20 protein-coding genes are annotated in these 20,408 nt (G+C 44.6%); 12 read left to right on the forward strand and 8 right to left on the reverse strand.

From position 1 onward, the window contains the following. Positions 1-26 precede the first annotated feature (26 nt). The gene (locus EP58_RS08300) at positions 27-446 is read right to left on the reverse strand and encodes an arsenate reductase (RefSeq protein WP_036092322.1); all 420 of its coding nucleotides are present in this window, start codon (positions 444-446) and stop codon (positions 27-29) included. A gap of 530 nt (positions 447-976) precedes the next feature. On the opposite strand from EP58_RS08300, the gene EP58_RS08305 reads away from it, so the two are divergent. The 4 genes from EP58_RS08305 to EP58_RS08320 all read left to right on the forward strand — a co-directional run bounded on the left by EP58_RS08305 (position 977) and on the right by EP58_RS08320 (position 6,223). Continuing rightward, on the forward strand, positions 977-3,115 hold the full coding sequence (locus EP58_RS08305; RefSeq protein ID WP_036092325.1) for a transglycosylase domain-containing protein: 2,139 nt from the start codon (positions 977-979) through the stop codon (positions 3,113-3,115). 92 nt (positions 3,116-3,207) lie between these two features. Continuing rightward, positions 3,208-4,566 (forward strand): class II fumarate hydratase, encoded by a 1,359-nt coding sequence (gene fumC, locus EP58_RS08310; protein ID WP_036092421.1) that lies wholly within the window; start codon positions 3,208-3,210, stop codon positions 4,564-4,566. Between the two features lie 97 nt (positions 4,567-4,663). Next, positions 4,664-5,797 (forward strand): DUF445 domain-containing protein, encoded by a 1,134-nt coding sequence (locus tag EP58_RS08315; RefSeq protein WP_052164824.1) that lies wholly within the window; start codon positions 4,664-4,666, stop codon positions 5,795-5,797. Between the two features lie 72 nt (positions 5,798-5,869). Continuing rightward, on the forward strand, positions 5,870-6,223 hold the full coding sequence (locus EP58_RS08320; RefSeq protein WP_036079920.1) for a YlbF/YmcA family competence regulator: 354 nt from the start codon (positions 5,870-5,872) through the stop codon (positions 6,221-6,223). Between the two features lie 59 nt (positions 6,224-6,282). On the opposite strand, the gene EP58_RS16985 is transcribed toward EP58_RS08320, so the two are convergent. Then, entirely contained in the window at positions 6,283-6,717 is a 435-nt protein-coding gene (locus EP58_RS16985) for an NUDIX domain-containing protein (protein ID WP_052164825.1), read from the reverse strand. Between the two features lie 162 nt (positions 6,718-6,879). Here EP58_RS16985 and EP58_RS08330 point away from each other — a divergent pair, with 162 nt between their 5' ends. The 4 genes from EP58_RS08330 (at position 6,880) to EP58_RS08345 (ending at position 12,682) form a co-directional block, all read left to right on the forward strand. Further along, positions 6,880-8,118 (forward strand): metallophosphoesterase family protein, encoded by a 1,239-nt coding sequence (locus tag EP58_RS08330; protein ID WP_036092328.1) that lies wholly within the window; start codon positions 6,880-6,882, stop codon positions 8,116-8,118. Continuing rightward, positions 8,115-10,922, forward strand: coding sequence for an ATP-binding protein (locus EP58_RS08335; RefSeq protein ID WP_036092332.1), 2,808 nt, complete (start codon positions 8,115-8,117; stop codon positions 10,920-10,922). Before EP58_RS08330 ends, EP58_RS08335 begins: the two co-directional genes overlap by 4 nt. A 51-nt stretch (positions 10,923-10,973) precedes the next feature. After that, positions 10,974-11,915: a 3'-5' exoribonuclease YhaM gene (yhaM, locus tag EP58_RS08340; protein WP_036092427.1), complete on the forward strand. Its 942-nt coding sequence runs from the start codon at positions 10,974-10,976 to the stop codon at positions 11,913-11,915. A 386-nt stretch (positions 11,916-12,301) separates the two neighbouring features. Then, the gene (locus tag EP58_RS08345; RefSeq protein ID WP_036092335.1) at positions 12,302-12,682 is read left to right on the forward strand and encodes a VOC family protein; all 381 of its coding nucleotides are present in this window, start codon (positions 12,302-12,304) and stop codon (positions 12,680-12,682) included. Between the two features lie 50 nt (positions 12,683-12,732). Here the strand turns inward: EP58_RS08345 and EP58_RS08350 are convergent, their stop codons facing one another. The 5 genes from EP58_RS08350 to EP58_RS08370 form a co-directional block, all read right to left on the reverse strand. Beyond that, positions 12,733-13,623, reverse strand: coding sequence for a peptidylprolyl isomerase (locus tag EP58_RS08350; RefSeq protein WP_036092337.1), 891 nt, complete (start codon positions 13,621-13,623; stop codon positions 12,733-12,735). 146 nt (positions 13,624-13,769) lie between these two features. After that, a complete protein-coding gene (locus tag EP58_RS08355) occupies positions 13,770-13,958 on the reverse strand; it encodes a hypothetical protein (protein WP_036092340.1) in 189 nt (62 codons plus the stop codon). Between the two features lie 11 nt (positions 13,959-13,969). Beyond that, positions 13,970-14,512: a DUF3267 domain-containing protein gene (locus EP58_RS08360; RefSeq protein ID WP_036092343.1), complete on the reverse strand. Its 543-nt coding sequence runs from the start codon at positions 14,510-14,512 to the stop codon at positions 13,970-13,972. 198 nt (positions 14,513-14,710) lie between these two features. After that, on the reverse strand, positions 14,711-15,082 hold the full coding sequence (locus EP58_RS08365) for a YtxH domain-containing protein (RefSeq protein WP_036092345.1): 372 nt from the start codon (positions 15,080-15,082) through the stop codon (positions 14,711-14,713). A 13-nt stretch (positions 15,083-15,095) separates the two neighbouring features. Further along, positions 15,096-15,515 (reverse strand): HIT family protein, encoded by a 420-nt coding sequence (locus EP58_RS08370; RefSeq protein ID WP_036092348.1) that lies wholly within the window; start codon positions 15,513-15,515, stop codon positions 15,096-15,098. Positions 15,516-15,680: 165 nt separating this feature from the next. On the opposite strand from EP58_RS08370, the gene EP58_RS08375 reads away from it, so the two are divergent. Together EP58_RS08375 and EP58_RS08380 are read left to right on the forward strand one after the other, a co-directional pair. Continuing rightward, positions 15,681-16,430, forward strand: coding sequence for an ABC transporter ATP-binding protein (locus EP58_RS08375; RefSeq protein ID WP_036092350.1), 750 nt, complete (start codon positions 15,681-15,683; stop codon positions 16,428-16,430). Beyond that, positions 16,420-17,637, forward strand: coding sequence for an ABC transporter permease (locus tag EP58_RS08380; RefSeq protein WP_036092353.1), 1,218 nt, complete (start codon positions 16,420-16,422; stop codon positions 17,635-17,637). Before EP58_RS08375 ends, EP58_RS08380 begins: the two co-directional genes overlap by 11 nt. Positions 17,638-17,690: 53 nt before the next feature. On the opposite strand, the gene EP58_RS08385 is transcribed toward EP58_RS08380, so the two are convergent. Next, complete coding sequence (locus tag EP58_RS08385; protein ID WP_036092356.1) at positions 17,691-18,194, reverse strand: antibiotic biosynthesis monooxygenase family protein; 504 nt, start codon at positions 18,192-18,194, stop codon at positions 17,691-17,693. Between the two features lie 213 nt (positions 18,195-18,407). Here EP58_RS08385 and hemE point away from each other — a divergent pair, with 213 nt between their 5' ends. Together hemE and hemH are read left to right on the forward strand one after the other, a co-directional pair. Next, complete coding sequence (gene hemE / locus EP58_RS08390) at positions 18,408-19,466, forward strand: uroporphyrinogen decarboxylase (protein ID WP_036092360.1); 1,059 nt, start codon at positions 18,408-18,410, stop codon at positions 19,464-19,466. Then, positions 19,463-20,386, forward strand: coding sequence for a ferrochelatase (gene hemH, locus EP58_RS08395; protein ID WP_036092363.1), 924 nt, complete (start codon positions 19,463-19,465; stop codon positions 20,384-20,386). The genes hemE and hemH overlap by 4 nt, the downstream gene beginning before the upstream one ends. The last annotated feature ends 22 nt before the right edge of the window (positions 20,387-20,408 follow it).

The raw sequence follows: 20,408 nt of genomic DNA on the forward strand, positions 1-20,408 counted from the left end.
ACGATTGGCTAGAGAGATCAGAAAAGTTATAAGAGTGCTTTTTCTAAACCTTTAACGGATGTGGCAATATTGTCGCAAACTTCTTGGTAATACGCCCATTTCACAGGTTCATCGGGACTTTGTTCAGGGTCTTTGATGTCCCAATACACGATTTTGTCGCGCAACTCGTCTGGAAATCCAGGGGCGAGTTCAGAGGCGGAGTCGTAAATCGTGACGATTAGGTCAGCCTCGTTTAACAATTTTTGACTAGGAGTTACGGGCATTGTTGCTGGTGGTTCCATGGCGTATTCCAAAAGTGCATCGGCGACAAATGGTGATGTCTGTGTGTGACACCAAGAGCCGCTAATAAATTGGGCGTTATTGATGGCGAGTTTTGAGGCCCAGGCTTCTGCCATGGAACTGCGAATGTGTCTTTGTGATAAGAAATAAATGAGTTTTTTCTTCATGCTCCAAATCCTTTCTTGCTCTTTAGACTGAAAAAATGCGATTTTTGCGTTATTTTTCAATTAGGTCTAAATGGAAGCAGGTCATAACGCCTTTCGCGTGTCGACAAACGCTCATTTTCGTCGTTAAAAGTTCCGTTCCAGTGCTCACGTACCCCAGTACGCTCCGCGCTGGTACTCGCTTTTGCCTAAAAACTAAGCATTTGTCGACACGCTGAGGTTTTGCGAAAAATCACGTAAGTAGTTTTTCTGCAGTTTAAGTGCCTTCTATGAAAGACGTGATAATATATACGATTCATTCGTTTGGCCTTTCCCGTTAACACTAGGTAAATACCCCATATGAAAAGACAAAAACCTGATTTCGAAAATAAAATTAAAAAAGCGTAAATATTGTTACGAAATTGTGTATTATTACAAAGCTATTACAAAAATCGGTCTAAAGTTGGTGGCGCAAATCAGGCTTTTGCCGTAAAATGGATGTATACAGCTGAGTTTAACTTACCAAACTAAATGTAGAAAGCTAGGAGATATGCGTGAATAATGAGAACAAATCTATCTTGACCTATTTAAAAAGCTTCTTTCTCTTTCTAAAGAAGTGGTTGGGGATCGGTTGGAGTAAATTCCGCCGTTTTTGGAAGAATAAGCATATCGGGAAATTTTTAACACTTATCGGCTTGACGTGTGTACTGATTTTTATCGTATCACTGGTCATCGTAGCCAAAACAGCCGATATCGATGCTTTAAAAAAGGGACTTGAAACGACGACAGTCATTTATGATAAGGATAACGACAAGGCGGGCGAACTTTCCGCTTCGGATGCTACGTTTGTGAGTATTAAGGATATTTCTCCGAATCTGCAAAATGCTGTTATTTCGATTGAAGATAAACGTTTTTACGAACATGGTGGTTTCGATATGAAAGGGATTTTCCGATCTATTTGGGGACTCGCTTCGACAGGAAACATCACGGGTGGTGGTAGTACAATCACCCAACAGGTAGCAAAGAATGCGCTCTTGACGCAGGATCAGACTTTTACGCGGAAGGCGAAAGAGTTATTTATGGCGCGCGAAATTGAGAAGACGTATACGAAGGATGAAATTTTGGAGATGTATTTGAATACGTCCTACTTTGGGAATAATGAGTGGGGTGTGGAGAATGCGGCGAAGAAATATTTCGGAACGAGTGCTTCTGGCTTAACGATTCCGCAAGCTGCGACGATTGCTGGTCTGTTGCAAGCTCCGTCTGCCTATGATCCGTATACGCACGCAGATAAAGCAGTGAATAGACGTAATATCGTGCTTGGTGCGATGTACACAAATGGCAAGATTACAAAGGAACAAATGAAGGAATATCAGGCGACGAAGCTTGTGTTGACGGATAAATCGAATGACCCGGATAACTATCACTATCCTTGGTATACCGATGCTGTCATCAATGAGGCTTTGAAAGAAACGGATCTGACGCAAGATGATATTATGAAGCAAGGCTATCAAATTTATACCGAACTTGATCAGAATTACCAAGCAGCACTAGAGAGCACATTTGAAAATGATAGCTTGTTCCCGTCCAATGCGGCGGATGGTACGCTTGTGCAAGGTGGCGCTGTATTGATGGACCCTGCGAGTGGCGGTGTTCGCGCGCTTGTCGGCGGTCGTGGCAAGCACGTTTTCCGTGGATTTAACCGCGCGACGCAAATGAAAGCTCAACCAGGTTCTACGATGAAACCACTTGCGACCTATGTTCCAGCGCTTGAAGAAGGTTGGAAAGTAGACGATATGTTGCAGGATAAAAAGACAACGTACGGCAAATATACGCCGACCAATGTTGGTGGAGTTTATCGCGGTGAAGTGCCGATGTACACAGCTGTAGCGAAATCAATTAATGCACCAGCAGTCTGGCTATTGGATAAGATTGGCTTACAAAAAGGTGTCGATTCCGTGAAGCGTTTTGGCATTCAATTGACGAAGGAAGATGAGTACCTAGGTTTAACGCTGGGTGGCTTGAATAAAGGTGTTTCACCAGTAGAGCTAGCAACGGCTTATGCGACATTTGCAAACGATGGCGCGAAACCAGAATCCCATCTCATCCGCAAAATTGTCGATCCGACCGGAAAAGTAGTGTATGAGAATGAAGCGTCGACGAAACAGATTATATCTAAGAAAGTTTCAACGGATATGACGTCCATGCTGATTGACGTGATTAATAATGGTGGTACCGGTGAAAATGCAGGCGTTTCTGGTTACGAAATGGCTGGTAAAACTGGTTCAACACAAGTACCGTTCACAACAGACGGCACGAAAGATCAGTGGTTCGTTGGTTATACACCAGAATTGGTCGGCTCAGTCTGGATTGGTTTTGATAAAACAGACGAAGCGCACTATTTGAAAACGACGAGTTCTGACGGTGTGGCATCGCTTGCGCATTACGTGATGAAGAGCGGGTTGAAGTATCAAAAACCGGTGGACTTTGGAACGAAGAGCGCATCTGCTAAGACAGAAGAGAAGAATCAGGAGAATGCAGTAACCGAGCAAGCTGGCGACTTCTGGGGTTCTATTAAGGACTCTGCGAAAGGTGCAGGCGAAACCATCAAAAAAGGCGCTGATAAGGCGAAAGAAATTGGTGGACAGATTGCGGATGGATTCCATAATATTCTCGACTCGTTTGGAAATTAAATAATTACAAAGACTCAAGGCGGATTGTTGCTTTGGGTCTTTTTTGTTGGTAGGATATAAGGAAGTACATAGTTTTGAAAGGGGATTTTTTGATGGTGAGAATGGAGCGAGATACGATTGGTGAGATTGCGGTTGCGGAGGATAAGTTCTGGGGCGCGCAAACGGAGCGGAGTCGGTTGAATTTTAAAATTGGCGAGGAGAGAATGCCGGATGAGGTCGTGAAGGCTTTTGCGCGGTTGAAGAAGGCGGCGGCTTGGAGTAATGCGGATCTTGGGAAGCTGGGCGCGGAGAAGGCGCAGGCGATTGCGACGGTGTGTGATCGAATCGTAGCTGGGGATCTGGATGCGCATTTTCCGCTTGTGGTTTGGCAGACGGGGAGTGGGACGCAGTCGAATATGAATGTGAATGAGGTCGTGGCGCATGTTGCGGGGGAGGCAGTGCATCCGAATGATGACGTGAATATGTCGCAGAGTTCGAATGATACGTTTCCGACGGCGATGCACATTGCTGCGTATACGGCGGTTGTGGAGCAGTTGATGCCGGAACTTGAGGCGATGCGACGAGTGTTGACGGAGAAAAAAGAGAAATATTGGCGGATGGTCAAAATTGGACGGACGCATTTGCAGGACGCGACGCCGCTGACGCTGGGCCAGGAGATAAGCGGTTGGGAGAGCATGATTGCGCACGCGGAAACGTTTATTTCGCAAAGTAGTGATCATTTGCTGGAGCTTGCGATTGGTGGCACAGCGGTTGGTACTGGGCTGAATGCGACGGCGGATTTTGGTGATCGGGTCGCGAAACATTTGGCGGCTGATACGGGATATCCGTTCCGCTCGGCGTCGAATAAATTCTATGCGTTGACGAGTCATAGTGAAATTAGCTTTGTGCATGGTGCGGTGCGGGCGCTGGCTGCTGACTTGATGAAAATTGCGAACGATGTGCGGTTTTTGGCGAGTGGGCCGCGTAGTGGGATTGGTGAGTTGACGATTCCAGCGAATGAGCCAGGTAGTTCGATTATGCCTGGAAAAGTGAATCCGACGCAATGTGAGGCGCTCACAATGGTTGCGGCGCAAGTGATGGGCAATGATACGACGATAAATGTGGCGGCGAGTCAAGGGAATTTTGAGTTGAATGTGTATAAGCCTGTCATTATTTACAATTTCTTGCAGTCGGTGCGTTTGCTTGCGGATGGGATGCGGTCGTTTAGGGTGCATTGTTTGGAGGGCTTGGAGGCGAACGAAGCGGTGATGCAGGAGTTGGTGGATCGGTCGCTGATGCTTGTGACGGCGCTAAATCCGCATATTGGTTATGAGAAAGCGGCGAAAATTGCGAAGAGCGCGTTTGCGGAGGATTTGTCGTTAAAAGAGGCGGCGATTCAGTCAGGTTTTGTGACAGCAGAACAGTTTGATTTGTGGATTGATCCGCTGAAAATGACGAATTTAGAGGCATAATCATACTTTAGGCTGAACTTTGGGCGAAACCATTGTATCGCTGGCTAAAATGCCGTAAGATGATAGCACTACATGGAAATTAGAGGGTGATGCTATTTTGAGTGGCTGGATGACGATTTTATTTATGGTGATTGTTGGGGCATTTATCGGTGCTGCGACGAACTTTATTGCGATTCGGATGCTTTTTAGACCGTTCGAGGCAAAATATATTGGTAAGTGGCGGATTCCATTTACGCCGGGTGTGATTCCGAAACGACGCGAGGAATTGGCTGTGAAAATTGGTGAAGTTGTCGCGGAACATTTGTTGACGAATGAGGCGGTGCAGGCGAAGCTTTCGGAGGAAGAACTGCGAGCGGAGTTGATTGTGACGGCAAACGAGCTGGTTCAGGAGAAGTTGGCGATTGAGACGACACCGAGGGAACTGTTGGCGCAGTGGGATATGACGGCCATTGGGGACACAGCGCATGACAAAATCGCGACGGTTTTAAAAGGACAGTTGGACCAGTTTTTTGTGAAGCGCAATGAGCTGGCTGTGAAAAATGTGTTACCGGATGTGGTGCACGAAGAGTTGGCTCGAAAAATTCCGGCGATTTCGACGCAAACATTGGCGAAAATCGGATTGTTTACGGCGAGTGATGCTGGGAAACTTCAGATTAAGGCGATGATTGAGCGGATTTTGGCGGAACGCGGGAAAGTCGGCGGTATGGTCGGGCTTTTCTTGAATAATGATACGTTCGTGACCCGGATGCAAAAAGAGGTCGTGAAATTTATCGGGAAGCCGGAGACGGAGGCTGTTTTGGAGGCATTGATTGTATCGGAATGGCAGCAGTTTTCGGAGCGTGCTTTGGTGGACGTGATGCCGATTGAGAAGCAGGAGCAGTTTTCCGAGCAGTTGATTGCGGAGATTATGCGCACGGTGCAGTTGGAAAAGTGGATGGATACGCCGGTTCAGGACTGGATTCGTCCGTATGAGCAGGATATTTTGGATAAAGTCGTGCCATTTTTGGTGGATGCGGTGTTGCAGTTTGCGAGTGAGCATAGCGCAGAGGTCATGCAGCGTTTGGAAATTGGGAAGATGGTGCAACATCAGATTGAAGCTTTTTCATTGCGGGAAATGGAGCAGATTGTGCTTGATATTTCTGGAAAAGAGCTGAAAATGATTACGTATTTGGGCGGTTTTTTAGGAGGATTTATCGGGATACTTCAAGGGATTATTGCTATTTGGTTTTAACTTTTGCCCTTGTCCGTGAAATTTGATATAGTGGGGAAGGAAGAAAATTTCGTATATATGGAGGAACATAAAATGACTATCAATATTTATGACATTGCGAACGAATTAGAACGTGGTATTCGTGAAACAGAACAATTTACGAACTTGAAACAAGCGTATGCGGATGTGAATGCTGATGCTGAGGCAAAAGTGAAATTCGACCGTTTCCGCGAAGTACAAGTAACGATTCAAGAGAAACAAATGAGTGGTCAAGAAATCGATGATGAAACGATTGACTTAGCGCAAGAAGTGGCAGAAGAAGTGCAAAGCAACGCGGCAATCACGAACTTGATGGAAAAAGAGCAAGCGATGAGCCTGATTATCAATGACTTAAACCGCATCATCATGACCCCGTTGCAAGAATTATATGATGTAAAAGAGAAGTAAGAATGAGGGAAACGCCGTACAAAAGCTGCGAATGAGTGGCTTTTGTGCGGCGTTTCTTTTTATTTCTGCAGGATTTCAGCGGCTTTTAGGGCAGCTGGTGTTGCATTTTTGTCTGTGAGTAAATCCATTGGAACCCATTGATAGGCACGCGTTTTCGTAGGTTCGGATTGGAAGATGAGCGGAACGGCTTTCTCCGCTGAAAAATCAACGCTCATGTAGAAAAGTGCGGTAATATGTTGCAAAATTCGTTTATCGAGAAAAGGATAGCCAACAAGGAAATCGTAGACGCCAAGATTAGCTGTGATATCAGGTTTTCCGCCAATTTCCGCTACATTTCTTTTGAGGCAATCCATCAGAGTTTCGTCGTCGTTTAGTTTGCCCCCAGGTAAATCCCATTTCTGCTTATACGGATCGTTTTCGCATTGTATCATGAGAAGTTTGCCGTTATCTTCTGCGACGCCATATACGCCAAAACTTCGGTGCCAGTTGCCCATTGTTCTTACCTCCTGTGATGTTGTTACGTTTAGGATAGCATGTTTTCTTTCTAAATGGGAGCCTTTTGGGAAAATTTTATCAAAGTTTGGGAGGGAATTCATTGTGTGATAAGGGATTTCAGGGTATAATAGAACGTATATTCGTAATTTGGGAGGGCTACAATGAAAGAGATACGATTTGTACATATGGCGGATTTACATTTGGATAGCCCGTTTTTAGGCTTGAAGCAATTGCCGGATGCGGTTTTTAGACAGTTAAAGGATAGCACGTTTGTGTCGTTTGCGAAGGCTGTGGATGTGGCGATGGAAGAAATAGTTGATTTTGTAATTATTGCAGGGGATATATATGATGAAGAAGATCAGAGTATTAAGGCGCAGGCGCGATTTTATCGGGAGATGGAGCGTCTGAAGCGAAGTGGGATTCCGGTTTATATGATTCACGGTAATCATGATTATGTGGCGAAATATCAGGATCGGTTGCAATTGCCTGATAATGTGACGGTTTTTGATACGGAATTGGAATGCCATACGTTTCTCAGTGCACAGGGATACAAGGTGAATTTGTATGGATTTAGTTATGGGGAACGGCATATTCGAGAGGCTGTTTATACGAGATATAAGCGTGAAGGGGAAGCGGATTTTCATATTGGCTTGTTGCATGGTTCGGAGAAGACGGGAAATCCAGTGCAGGATGTGTATGCGCCATTTCGAGTGAGTGATATGAAGCAGATGGATTATTGGGCATTGGGACATATTCATATGCGTCAGGTTTTGGCGGAGGATCCGATGATTTATTTCCCGGGAAATATTCAAGGAAGACATCGCAAGGAAACGGGTGAGAAAGGTGTGACGCTTGTTTCGTTGTGTGAAACGGGAGCGGAATTGACGTTTGTTGATACGGCGCCAATTATTTGGGAGGAGAAAACGCTTGAGATTCAGACGGAAATGGATTTTTCGGGGCTTTTTCAGTTGTTGATGCAGGCGGTGAAAGAGGCTACGAGACTGAATAAGGCTGTGTTATTGTCGCTGGTTGTGAAGTCGGAAGTTGCGCTTAGTAGTGATGTGAAGCAGCGAATGGATAGTGGTGAATGGCTGGATATGTTGCAGGAGCTTTGGATGGACGAGCCTAATTTTGTTTGGGTGATGCGGGTGACATATGAGGTGGCGAAACTGGACACGGATTGGTTAGCTACATCGGGGCTTTTGGATGAGTGGGAGCTGGCGAAAGCGGATTTGAAACAAGAGAGTGCGTTTTATCAGGCAACAGAGAGTTTAGTTGCAAATGGGGCGACGAATCGTTTTTTGGAGGATTTAGGGGAGACGGATCGAGAAAGACTTGTGGAAGAATCGGCAAGTTTGCTTGAAAATATGTTGGAACAGTTAAAGGGTGACATCAAATGAAGATTAGTGCGTTGGAAATTGTCGGATATGGTAAATGGGAAGGTAAGAAGATAGAAGGATTACAGGATTTTCAATTGTTTTTCGGAGCGAATGAAGCTGGAAAGTCGACGATTATGGCTTTTATTCATAGTATTTTATTTGGTTTTCCGACGAAACAGCAGAGTTTGCCGCGGATGGAGCCAAAGAGTAAGGGGGCCTATGGCGGGAAACTGGTGTTGGAGGATACGATATTTGGTCGGGTGACGGTGGAGCGATTGCGCGGGAAGGCCACGGGCGATGTTACGGTTTATTTTGAGGATGGAACGACCGGGACAGAGGCTTATTTGGAGCAGATGCTTGGCGGGATGGATCGGGCGCGTTACCAGTCTATTTTTTCGTTTGATATTCATGGGTTGCAGAATGTGCAGAATTTGAAGGAAGTGGATTTCGAGAGGTATTTATTGGCAACTGGGACGATTGGTTCGGATGTGCTGATTCGGGCGGAGGAGCGGTTGCAGAAGCGTTTGGATGAACTTTTTAAACCGAGTGGGAAAAACCCGAAGTTGAATCAGCAGTTGTTGAAGGTGAAGCAGGCGTTTGCGACGTATCAGGATGGGAAGCGGAATAATCAGCAGTATTTGCGTATTGTGGAGGAATTGGAAGAGGCGCAGGCTGGTGTTTCGCAGGTATTTACGGAGCGGCAGGCGCTGCGGATGGAGATGGAGCAGGAGGAAGCGCTGCTCAAGATTTGGCCGGTTTATGAGGAGTGGCAGTTTTTACGGAAGCAGATGGAGCAGTTGGGTGATTTGGATTTTCCGGCGAATGGAATTGTGCGATTGGAGCATTTAGAGTCGCGGGAAAAGGAGTTGAACGCGCAGCTTATTCAGTGGCAAGAGCGATTGGTGCAACTTGTGGAGCAGCAGCGGACGAGTGATTTGTGGAGTGATTCGGATGCGGAGAAAGTGGATGGTTTGCTTGAGACGTGGCCGCTTTTTCAGGAGTGGCAGAGGCGTGCTGGTGAGTTAGAGCAGGATATTCGTTATTTGGACCAGAAGGAGTCGCAACAGTTTGCTTCGTTGGATGCGGTGAAAGTGATTCCAGAGGACGAGGATATTTTGGCGATGCGACTGGATGTTTCGGTGGAACATGATTTGGCGATGCTGCAGCAGGAGTCTGAGCAGAATCGGGTTCAGGTTGCGGAATTGGAACAGCAACAGGCGTGGAAGAAGCGTGAGTTGGAGCAGCTTCAAAAGCAATGTGAGGATTTGGAGCGGGATCTGTGGTCTTCGGCGAAATTTCAACAGGTTCAGCAACAAGTGGAGCGTCGTGAAACGAGGAAGCGAACGGTTTATCCTATTCCAGTAATTGGTTTTGCTTTATTGTTTTTAGTGAGCTTGATTTTAGCTGGTGTTTTGCAGTGGGTTATTTTGTATGGTGTTGCGGCGTTATTTCTTGTTGGGATGGGCTTTGCTTTGCTTGGATTTGCTCGGAAACAGGGAGGGAAATCTTCTTATGATCCGGCGGAATATGGTGCTTTTATGGAGCAGAAGCAGGCTAGAGCGGCACTTAAGAAATGCTATGACGGGATGGATCATTTGGCGTTACAGGTGGAGCAGAATGAGCGGCGTTTGAGGGAATGGCAGGCTGTGGATGCGGATTTGGATGCTAAATGGCAGACGTATCGGGAGCTGTTTTTCTTACCTAGTGATTTTTCTGGGAAGCGTTTGGAGAGTATTCTGTTTGTGTGGCGCGAGATTAGGCAGGGGATTGAGAATAAGAGGAAGATTTCAGAAGATGCGCAGTTGCTTCATGGGAAAATGGCGGAATGGAAGGCGAAATTGGAGGAGTTGGTACAGCAGTTGGATCTGGAATCGTTGCCTGTGAATGAGCAAGTGATGCTTTTGAAAACAAAGCGGAAGGCTCGGAAAACGTTTGTCGCGGAGATTGCGAAGTCGCAGGAGAAAGAGGAGCAATTGCGGAATCAGATTGCCATTTTGGAGCGGGAGAAGGCTTCGATTGCGTTTGATAAGTCGGAATTGTTGAAAGCGGCGAATGTGAAGAATGAGGAATTTTTCCGTCAGAAGGGGTTGCAGGTGGAGCAGCAGTGGAAATGGCAGGAGCGGGCTGTGTTGCTTCGGGCGCAGATTACAGATTCGCATTTGGAGAGCTTAGCGGGGATTCAGCAGGAGAGTGAGATTAGTGCGCAGGTTTTGGAGCGTAAGGATCGGTTGCGTGTGCTGGACACGGATTTGGATCGTTATCGGAAGGTGATTGCGGAGAAGGAATTGGCACGGGAGACGCTTGAGGATGGGCAAAGTTTTTCGAATCGGATGCAGCATTTCTATTCGGAGCAGGAGTCTTTTCAGGATTTGGCGAAGGAATGGATGCGTGTGAAGTTGGCGAAGGAAATGGTTGGTCAGATTATGCGTAAGTTACAGGAGGAGAAGCTACCAAAAGTGTTGACGCGTGCGACGCATTTCTTTGATGTGCTTTCGATGGGGAGCTATAAGTTGGTTAGGTTCTCGGAGAATAGGTTGCAGGTGGAACGGTATGATGGGATGCGCTTTTTCCCTGAGGAGTTGAGCCAGGCGACGAAGGAACAGTTGTATTTGGCGATTCGGTTTGCGGTGATTCAGATGCTGCATGGGGAATTGCGATTGCCGATTATTATTGATGATAGTTTTGTGAATTTTGATGAGGAACGTTTGGAAGAAATTATGGTATTATTGCAGGAGATACGGCGGGAAAATCAGGTGATATTTTTTACGTGTCATAAGCAGCTTAGCAAATATTTTTCCAAGGAAGAGCAACACATGCTATACTAAAGGGGTAAAGTAGAGGCGAAAATGGAATCGGAGAAAGTAGGCGATCTGAAGATGGATAAGAAATTACTGGATTATGAAGTTGGAGAAGGACTTGATTTGTTTCTATTAATAAAATCGAGTACGAAGGGAATCGCGAGCAATGGGAAGCCTTTTTTATCATTAGTTTTACAGGATAAATCGGGGGAATTGGAAGCGAAACTGTGGGATATCTCGGACAGTGATGAGGAAAATTATGCGAGCCAAAATATCGTGAATATTGTTGGGGAAGTGCAGAATTATCGTGGTAGAAAACAGTTGAAAATTCGCCAAATTCGTCAGTCATCAGGGCTTGATGGTGTGAGTATTGGACAGTTTATGGAGACGGCGCCGATTGATAAGGCGGAGATGAGTGAAGAGGTAACGAAGTATATTTTTGAGATGCAAAATCCGAATTTACAGCGGATTACGCGGGCGCTTTTGAAGAAGTATCAGGATGATTTTTTTGATTATCCGGCGGCTGTGAGGCATCACCATGAATTTGTTTCGGGGCTTAGTTTTCATGTGGTATCGATGTTGCGATTGGCGAAATCGATTGCGGATTTGTATCCGACAGTGAATCGTGATTTATTGTATGCTGGCGTGATTTTGCACGATTTAGGAAAAGTGATTGAGCTTTCTGGGCCGATTTCTACTACATATACATTGGAAGGGAATTTGATTGGTCATATTTCGATTGTGGTAGAAGAAGTGAGCAAGATGGCGGATGAACTTGGGATTGATGGTGAGGAAGTTGTGATATTGAAGCATGTTCTTTTGAGTCATCATGGGAAAGGCGAGTGGGGTAGCCCTAAACCGCCGCTTGTGAGAGAGGCTGAGATTTTGCATCAGATTGATTTGATGGATGCGACGATGAACATGATGGACAAGGCGTTGCGTCATACGAAACCTGGCGAGTTTTCAGAGCGGGTGTTTGGGTTGGATAATCGGTCGTTTTATAATCCTAATTTTAAATGAAAAGCTGAAACGGCCCGTTAGACTCGACAGAAGGCAAGGGACGAATGCTCACTCTGTTCACACTCGTATTGAGGCTCTAAATCGGCAAACGATGCCCCATAAGAGTTACAACAAAAAGCCGTACTTGCTTTTTGTGGAGGGCATGATGTTTTCGAGGAGTTGGTCGTTGAAGCTAGATCGGAGGCGCAGGTCATGGGGTTACATGCTCACGTTTCTCGCACTCATATGGAGACTCTAAAAAGCAGCATAGTATCTCCATATGAGTGCGAGAGGCGGAGAACGGGAAGATAGCTTCATTATTCACTTGAAATGGAGATATATTTTCCAAGACTCATAACATGCGCTCAAACAAGCAATCAAAAAGCAAAAGAAAAGAGGAATAAGACATGATTAATAAAATCGGGCAAGTGATGATTTACGTCAACGATCAAGAGGCAGTTGCGAAATTTTGGACAGAAAAAGTAGGATTCGTAATTAAATCTGAAAACGCAGCCGGTGCACCAGAACGCTGGATTGAAATCGCGCCAACCAAAGATGCTGCAACGACATTTGTTCTTCAAGATAAAGTGGCAGTGGCCAAAGCTCAACCTGAGATGAACTTGGGAACGCCATCAATCTTACTCTATGGGGATAATCTAGATGCAATGTATGAAGACTTTAAAGCAAAAGGTGTTACAGTTGGTGCGCTTGTAGATATTCCAAACATGGGCCGCGTTTTCAACTTCGCTGATCCTGAAAACAATTATTTTGCAATCCTTCAAAAATAAGCAAAAGAAGACCTGAAATCCATCACAGATTTCAGGTCTTCTACTATTTATTACTTAGTTGTTGATGAATCAGTTGATGCGGATCCGTCATATTGCTTGAATGCATCTTTCAAATCTTTGTCATCAATTTTAACGTCAGCTTTTTTGTAAAGTTTTTCTAGTGCTGCAGTTTTTGATTCAGCAGTTACTTTTGATGCCAAGTAGTCTTTCTTCACTTGTGCTTTGTCTTTTGCAAAGTCTGTTTTTGCTGGGTGGTCTAACATTTTGATGATGTGGTAACCAGCGTCTGTTTTAACAACTGGGCTGATGTCACCTTTGTTTTTCAATGCGTAAGCTGCTTTTTCGAATTGTGGTAACATTTTACCAGGACCGAATGGAGCTAATTTACCGCCTTGTGTAGCAGAACCTGTATCTGTAGAGTTAGCTTTTGCTAATTCTTCAAAGTTACCGCCAGTTGTTACTTTCTTGTGAAGCTCATCTGCTTTCGCTTTGTCAGCAACTAAGATGTGTTCTACTGTGATGTTTGGTTGCCACGTTTTGTAATATGCTTCTAATGCTTTATCGCTAGTATCAACAGAAGCTTCTGCTGCTTTTGTGCTTAGTAGATCGAATTTCAGGTAGTCAGACTTGAATGATTTCTCAGTGTAACCACTTTGTTGTAACATGCTCGCAAGTTGGTCACCATATTGGTCTTCGAAAGTCTTGTAAGCTGCATCGATTTCTTTGTCTGTTACTTTGTATTTATCTTCAAGAATCTTCGTCATGGCTAATTGCGATACATATTGATCGCCGACTTTAGCTTTCATTGCATCGTAAAGTTCTTGTTGTGTTACGTCTCCTGCTTTGGTTTCAACAACAGCATCGTTCGCTGAATTTCCACAAGCTGCTAAGCTGAATAGACCCATCATTGATACCATACCTAATACTAATTTCTTCTTCATTAAATAATACACGCTCCTCAAAGTTTTAAATAAGTTCTGCTTAACTACATACTTATCATACCACATAATGGGTGATAATAAAGTAAAATGTCAAAAATCTAATCTATTTCTAATCTTGCCAGTTGCTTCTCTCACATGGCGTTTCCTCAGGATAACATAGTTCCTTCTAAGGTCGCTGAAAACAGAAGCAACAGGACGGTGACATTCACAATTCGATAAAATAATTGACATTGTCTTGGGTTAAAATCTTGTTTTGTGGCGTAACGCTCGACTAGCAAATTAAAAGCCAATAAAGCGACGACTCCAAAAACGGTGTACAAGACGTAAAGTAACACTGTATCCCTCCTTACTCTTCTGAAACAAGCACCGAAAAGCCGCGATCAGCATCTTCTACAAAAGTGTGTTTTGGTGTTCCGATAATGTTTCTAATATGAATGAAATCTGGGTAGCACATGCCTGCATGAATCGCAATCAAAATAAGAAATAGCGGCGAGTGGAGTACAGGTGTCGCAATCATGGCAACAATTAGTAGCGCTGAGATAACGACAAATGGCAAGGCAAGTGACGCAATGTATTGCCATTTCGGGATGACGCGTTTTACTTTCACTTGTAAGCATGGCACGATGTAGAAGTGCCGTTTAAAGCGCATCTGCACGCCATCACGATAACGCAATAAGGCGAGTAAATGAAGCCCTTTATGAATCGGATACAATAGAAGCAAAGCAATAAACGTCGGCAATTCAAAAACCATCACAAATTGGCCAGGAAAAACCAGATTTTCAATTAAAAATAGGATGCACATCACGAGAAGTGAAATTAAGCTGGATTTAAAAAAGACGCGATTATACTCATCTCTTCGTTCCACATTAATTGTCTTTAAACAACGCATGGATAACTAATCCTCCAGTACATAATAAAATAGTAACCTCCTTGGATCACCTTAGTATTGTAGTCCCTGCGGCGCTTTTTTTCAACCCCTTTTCGACTAATAAATCATGCGCTGTGAATAAACTGTGACAAATGTAGCTTTTTACACTATTAGAAAAGGCGCAAAAGTCCTGCGAGAGAACGATTTGCGCCTTTTCTTTTATTTGTTTTCTTTTTTGTCTTTTTTTAGTGTTTTTTCTAAATCTGAGATCGTTTTTTGCATATCTTTAATCTCGTCTTTGAGGCGGGCTTTTTCGGGCTCCATTTCCTCGTTCCAGTTGGCAACGGATTCTTTGATGTCTGTAGATAAATCTTTTAGTAAAGTCGTGCCTTCTGTTCCTAAAACTTGAACGGATTGGAATAAATCTGTCGCATTGTAGGCTAGTTCTTTCAAAATAACGCTCGCTTCACCTGATTTAGAGGCGATATCTTGACGCAGTTCGCGACCTGATTTAGGTGCTAACATAATAGCTGTCGCGGCGCTTGTGAGACCGCCGATAAGTACGCCGAGTAGTACGGATTTTGCATTCATATTTAACACTCCTTTAGACTTCTTTGGCAATTTTGTCGGCTAGCTCTTGGAAGGCTTCTTTGGAATACCAGTTGGCATTGTCCGCCCATTTCAAGCCGAAATCATCTTTATTTGTATAGCGGGGAATAAGGTGAATATGATAATGAAAGACGCTTTGTGACGCAATTTCTTCATTGTTATTCAGAATGTTGAGTCCTTTTAATGGCAAGGCTTTTTTGAGGCCTGCCGCGATCTTCGGAACACGTCTGAAAATTTCTGCGGCCGTTTCTTCCGGCAAATCAAAAATATTGCGCGCGTGTTGTTTTGGAATGACCAGCGTGTGGCCTTCTGTTACTTGTCCTAAATCAAGAAAAGCGTATACTTGGTCATCTTCGTAAACTTTAGCAGAAGGAATCTCGCCGTTTACTATTTTGCAGAAAATACAATCATCCATATTGAATTAGACACCTCCGAATAAATTCACTCTCTTTGTATCTAATGTACCATAAAAACGCGGAAAACGCATGTCTGAAACAAGGTCAAAATAGTGAATTTATAGCGAAAACGGTATCAACTGTGCTATTATAGGGACAATAAGATGGATAATAGGAGTGATAACATGGCTTTAGTGGAGGTTCAGAATTTAACTGGTGGCTATACGAAACGTCCGGTTTTAAAAGATATTTCCTTTACAATTGAGGAGCGCCAAATCGTCGGGTTGATCGGTTTGAATGGTGCTGGTAAAAGTACAACGATTAAACATATTACAGGGTTGATGCAGCAGAAGAAAGGCACTATCACGATTAATGGGCATACGCTGACGGAAAATACGGAGGAGTATCGCAAACAGTTCGCCTACATTCCGGAAACGCCGGTGCTGTATGAAGAGTTGACGCTAAAAGAGCATTTGGAGCTGACGGCGATGGCTTACGGTTTGACGGAAGAGGAAATGAAGACGCGAATGGCGCCGTTGCTTAAAGAATTTCGTTTGGAGAAAAAGCTGAACTGGTTTCCTGCGCATTTTTCAAAAGGGATGAAGCAGAAGGTGATGATTATGTCGGCGTTTTTGATTGAGCCGAATTTGTATATTATCGATGAGCCGTTTGTGGGACTTGATCCGCTTGGTATTCAGTCGCTGTTGCAGTGGATTGAGGAGATGAAGGATACGGGTGCTAGTATTTTGATGTCGACGCATATTTTGGCTACGGCGGAGAAGTATTGTGATAGCTTTATTATTTTGCATGATGGGATTATTCGCGCGCAAGGGACACTCGCTGATTTGCAGGCGGATTTTGAAATGCCAGGAGCCTCGTTGGATGAGATTTACGTACAATTAACAAGGGAAGAAGAGCAGGCCGATGAAGTTTGATGCGGTAGGTTTGTTTAAGAAGCGTTTTGGTAGTTATATGGAAGAAGTTAGCCGATACATGCGCTATATGTTGAATGACCATCTGCTGTTCGTGTTGATTATTGGTGTTGGGGCGTTCGTTTACTCGTATTCTGGCTGGGTGAAGACGCTGACGCCTGTGTTTCCGGCGATTCCGTTGATGGTGATTTTGTTAACGGCGGCGATTGCGGTGACGACGATTAATACGTTGCTCAAACGGCCGGATGCGGTTTACTTGATTGTACAGGAAAAAGCGATGAATCAGTATTTCAAAAAGGCGAATATAGCTAGTTTCTGGATGCAGATTTATATCTTTATTTTAGTTTTAGCCGCATGTATGCCGATGTACGCCGCCGTGACTGGATTTAGTTTTTCGCGATTTTTCCCGTTATTGCTCGTGATGCTTTTGATTAAACTGTGGAATGTGTATTTCCAGTGGGAGACGATGAAGCTTGAGAATACCGATACGACGTGGTTGTTTACGCGGGTTATCGTGAGTGCGGCGCTGCTTTATTTGGTGCTGGCGTTCAACTTGATTTGGTCGATTCCGGTCGCATTGGTTGTGCTACTCGCGAGTTATGTGTGGATGAAGCGCAAAACGGTGGGGCTGACGATTAAGTGGGAGTATTTGATTGATAAAGAGGAAGCGCGGATGAACAGGTTCTATCGTCTGGCGAACTTGTTTACGGATGTCCCTCATCTAAAAGGAACCGTGCGTCGTCGTGCGTATTTGGATTTCTTGTATCGTCCGATTCCGTATGCGAAAGAGAAGAGTTTTGCGTATTTGTGGAGCCGTACGTTTGTGCGGACGAATGAGTTTATGGGCTTGTATGTGCGCTTAACGGTGATTGCGTTCTTGTTGCTCGTTTTTGTACAAGGATTCTATCTCAATATTATCTTTTCGTTGCTGTTTATTTATTTGACAGGATTCCAGTTTATCCCGATGTTGCGCCATTTCGATGGGCAGGTCATGTTGAAACTGTATCCGATTGATGACCATTTCAGACGGCGTTCGTTCATTCACTTTTTGCGGATTTTACTCGTGGCTCAGGCGTTGTTGTTTGGGATTGTCGGGATTGCGCAGAATGGATCGATTGGCGGCGTGATTATACTGGGGATAAACTTGGCGTTTGTTGCGGTGTTTACGTTTGTGTATGTGCCGTATCGGGTGAAGAAGATTTACCAGTGAGCAAAAAAATACGTTGTTGAAAACGTGCTTCAACAACGTATTTTTTAATGGTTTTATTTCTCATCATGGAAGTATTCTGGGAAGTGATAAACATCTACGTGCGAGAAACCGCTTTGTGAGCTGTTGGTGCGAATGAGATCCATGATTTTATTGTGTGCTGCGCCGTTTTTCCAGTGTTGGTAGTCGTCGCCGCTATTCCAGAAGGTGATGATTAAATACTTGTTTTCGGTTCTGGATTGTAGTAATTGCATGCATTGTAAGCCGCGTGCTTCGTGTAGTGTTAACGAAATGGATTGGTATAATTTCTGGAAAATCGGAATTTCTTCGGAACGTAGGTATAGGTACTCGAATGTCACTGTGCCATGGCCTTTTATTTCGCCAAAGCTTTGATTGATACGGTAAGCTGTTCCTTCTTTGAAAACGGTTGATTCCGTCGTTTCTTCGAGCAAAAGGGAGTCGCCGAAATTGTGTAGCAGGATGATGTCGCGGGTCGGGTTGTCCGAAAGAATTTGACGAAGATAATGTTCAGTTCCACTTGTGATATACGCATATTTCATAATAATGGCCTTCTTTCTAAAATGTTATACAAAATAGGGATAAATTATTCCATACCTAGATAGTACAACTATATTCCTCTTTCTGCAAAAATAAAACGTTATGGAGCTACTTATCTGGTTTTTGCGTCGATTTTTTGGTATGCTGTACATTGTAATAATTATAAAGTGTGCTCGAAATTTATGTGCTTTAATGAACAATGAAGGGGTTTTGTTATGAAAAAGTTAGAGAATGACTTATTTTTGCGTGCCGCTAGAAAAGAATCTGTGGATAGGATTCCGGTTTGGTATATGCGGCAAGCAGGGCGCTCACAGCCAGAATATCGTAAGCTTAAGGAAAAGTATTCATTATTTGAAATTACGCATCAGCCGGAGCTATGTGCTTATGTGACGCGCCTTCCTGTGGAGCAGTATGGTGTGGATGCAGCGATTCTGTATAAAGATATTATGACGCCACTGCCTGGAATGGGTGTGGATGTGGAGATTAAGAGTGGGGTTGGGCCAGTGATTGCGAATCCGATTCGAACGGGCCAAGATATTGAACGGTTGGCGTTGTTTCAGGCGGACGAGCATGTGCCGTATGTACTGGATACGATTCGTTTGTTGACGGAGGCGCAGCTTCGTGTACCGCTTATTGGTTTTGCGGGTGCGCCGTTTACGCTCGCGAGTTACATGATCGAAGGCGGTCCATCGAAAAGTTACCACCAAACGAAGGCGTTTATGTATACGCACGAGGCGGAATGGCATATGCTGATGCAAAAATTGGCGGTCATGACGGCGGATTATTTGTTAGCGCAAATTAAAGCTGGCGCGAGTGCTGTGCAGATTTTCGATTCGTGGGTTGGAGCGCTTAGTGCGGCGGACTACCGTACATATATTAAACCGGCAATCATGCAAATCGTGGCGACCGTGAAGAAAGCGAGTCCAATGACGCCTGTGATTATGCAAGCAGTTGGCGCGACGCATTTGTTAGCGGAATGGCAAGACCTTGGCGTTGACGTTGTTGGCGTGGATTGGCGGATGTCGATTGCGGATGCGAGAGCGCGAGCTGGTGGCATGGCGTTACAGGGGAATCTGGACCCATCGCTACTTTTGGCGCGTGAGAAGTGTTTGACGCAAGCGGAACTTATTTTAGCAGAAGGAACGCAGGAACCGGGCTTTATTTTTAATTTGGGACATGGCGTTTTTCCAGAGGTGTCGCCTGCGATGTTGAAGGAATTAACGGCTTTTGTACACGCGCAAAGTGAAATTTTACTAAGGGGTGGAGACAAGTGAGTAAAAAGGTTGGATTGTTGGTAATGGCTTATGGAACGCCGTATAAGGATGAGGATATTGAGCGTTATTATACGGATATTAGGCATGGTCGTACGCCGAGTCAGGATTTGATTGATGATCTTCGTTCGCGTTACCATGCGATTGGGGGGCTTTCACCGCTCGCTAAAATTACGCAAGCACAGGCTTTTGGGTTGGCGGATACGTTGAATAGTATACAATCGGATGTTGAATTTAAGACATATATTGGATTAAAACATATCGAGCCGTTTATTGAAGATGCGGTGCAGGAAATGAAAAATGATGGCGTGGAAGAGGCAATTTCGATTATTTTGGCACCGCATTATTCGAGTTTTAGCGTGAAGGAATATAATGGGCGTGCGCTGAAGAAGACGGAAGAGATTGGCGGGCCCACGATTCAGACGATTGATAGTTGGTATGATGAGCCGACGTTTATCGAGATGTGGGCGAAACGTATTAATGATGTGGCGATTCCAAAAGAGGAGCTGGATCAGACGGTGCTTGTTGTTTCGGCGCATAGTTTACCGGAGAAGATTAAAGAGCACGGCGATCCGTACCCTGACCAGTTGGCGGAGACGGCGAAACTTATTTTTGATCAAGTGGACGTGCCGCATTATGCGTTGGGATGGCAAAGTGAGGGCAAGACTGGGACGCCTTGGCTTGGCCCTGATGTGCAGGATTTGACGCGTGCTTTATTTGAGGAGCATGGCTACAAGCATTTCATTTATACGCCGGTGGGGTTTGTGGCGGAGCATTTGGAAGTGCTGTACGACAATGATTATGAGTGTAAAGTTGTGACGGACGAAATTGGAGCGACATATCACCGTCCACCGATGCCGAATGATGATAAAGAGTTTTTAGATGTGCTGGCAACGGTTGTATGGAAAAATTGGAGTAAATAGAGAGAAATATGATTAAAAAGGT

The sequence above is a fragment of the Paenilisteria newyorkensis genome (assembly GCF_000766145.1).
Lineage (GTDB): Bacteria > Bacillota > Bacilli > Lactobacillales > Listeriaceae > Listeria_A > Listeria_A newyorkensis.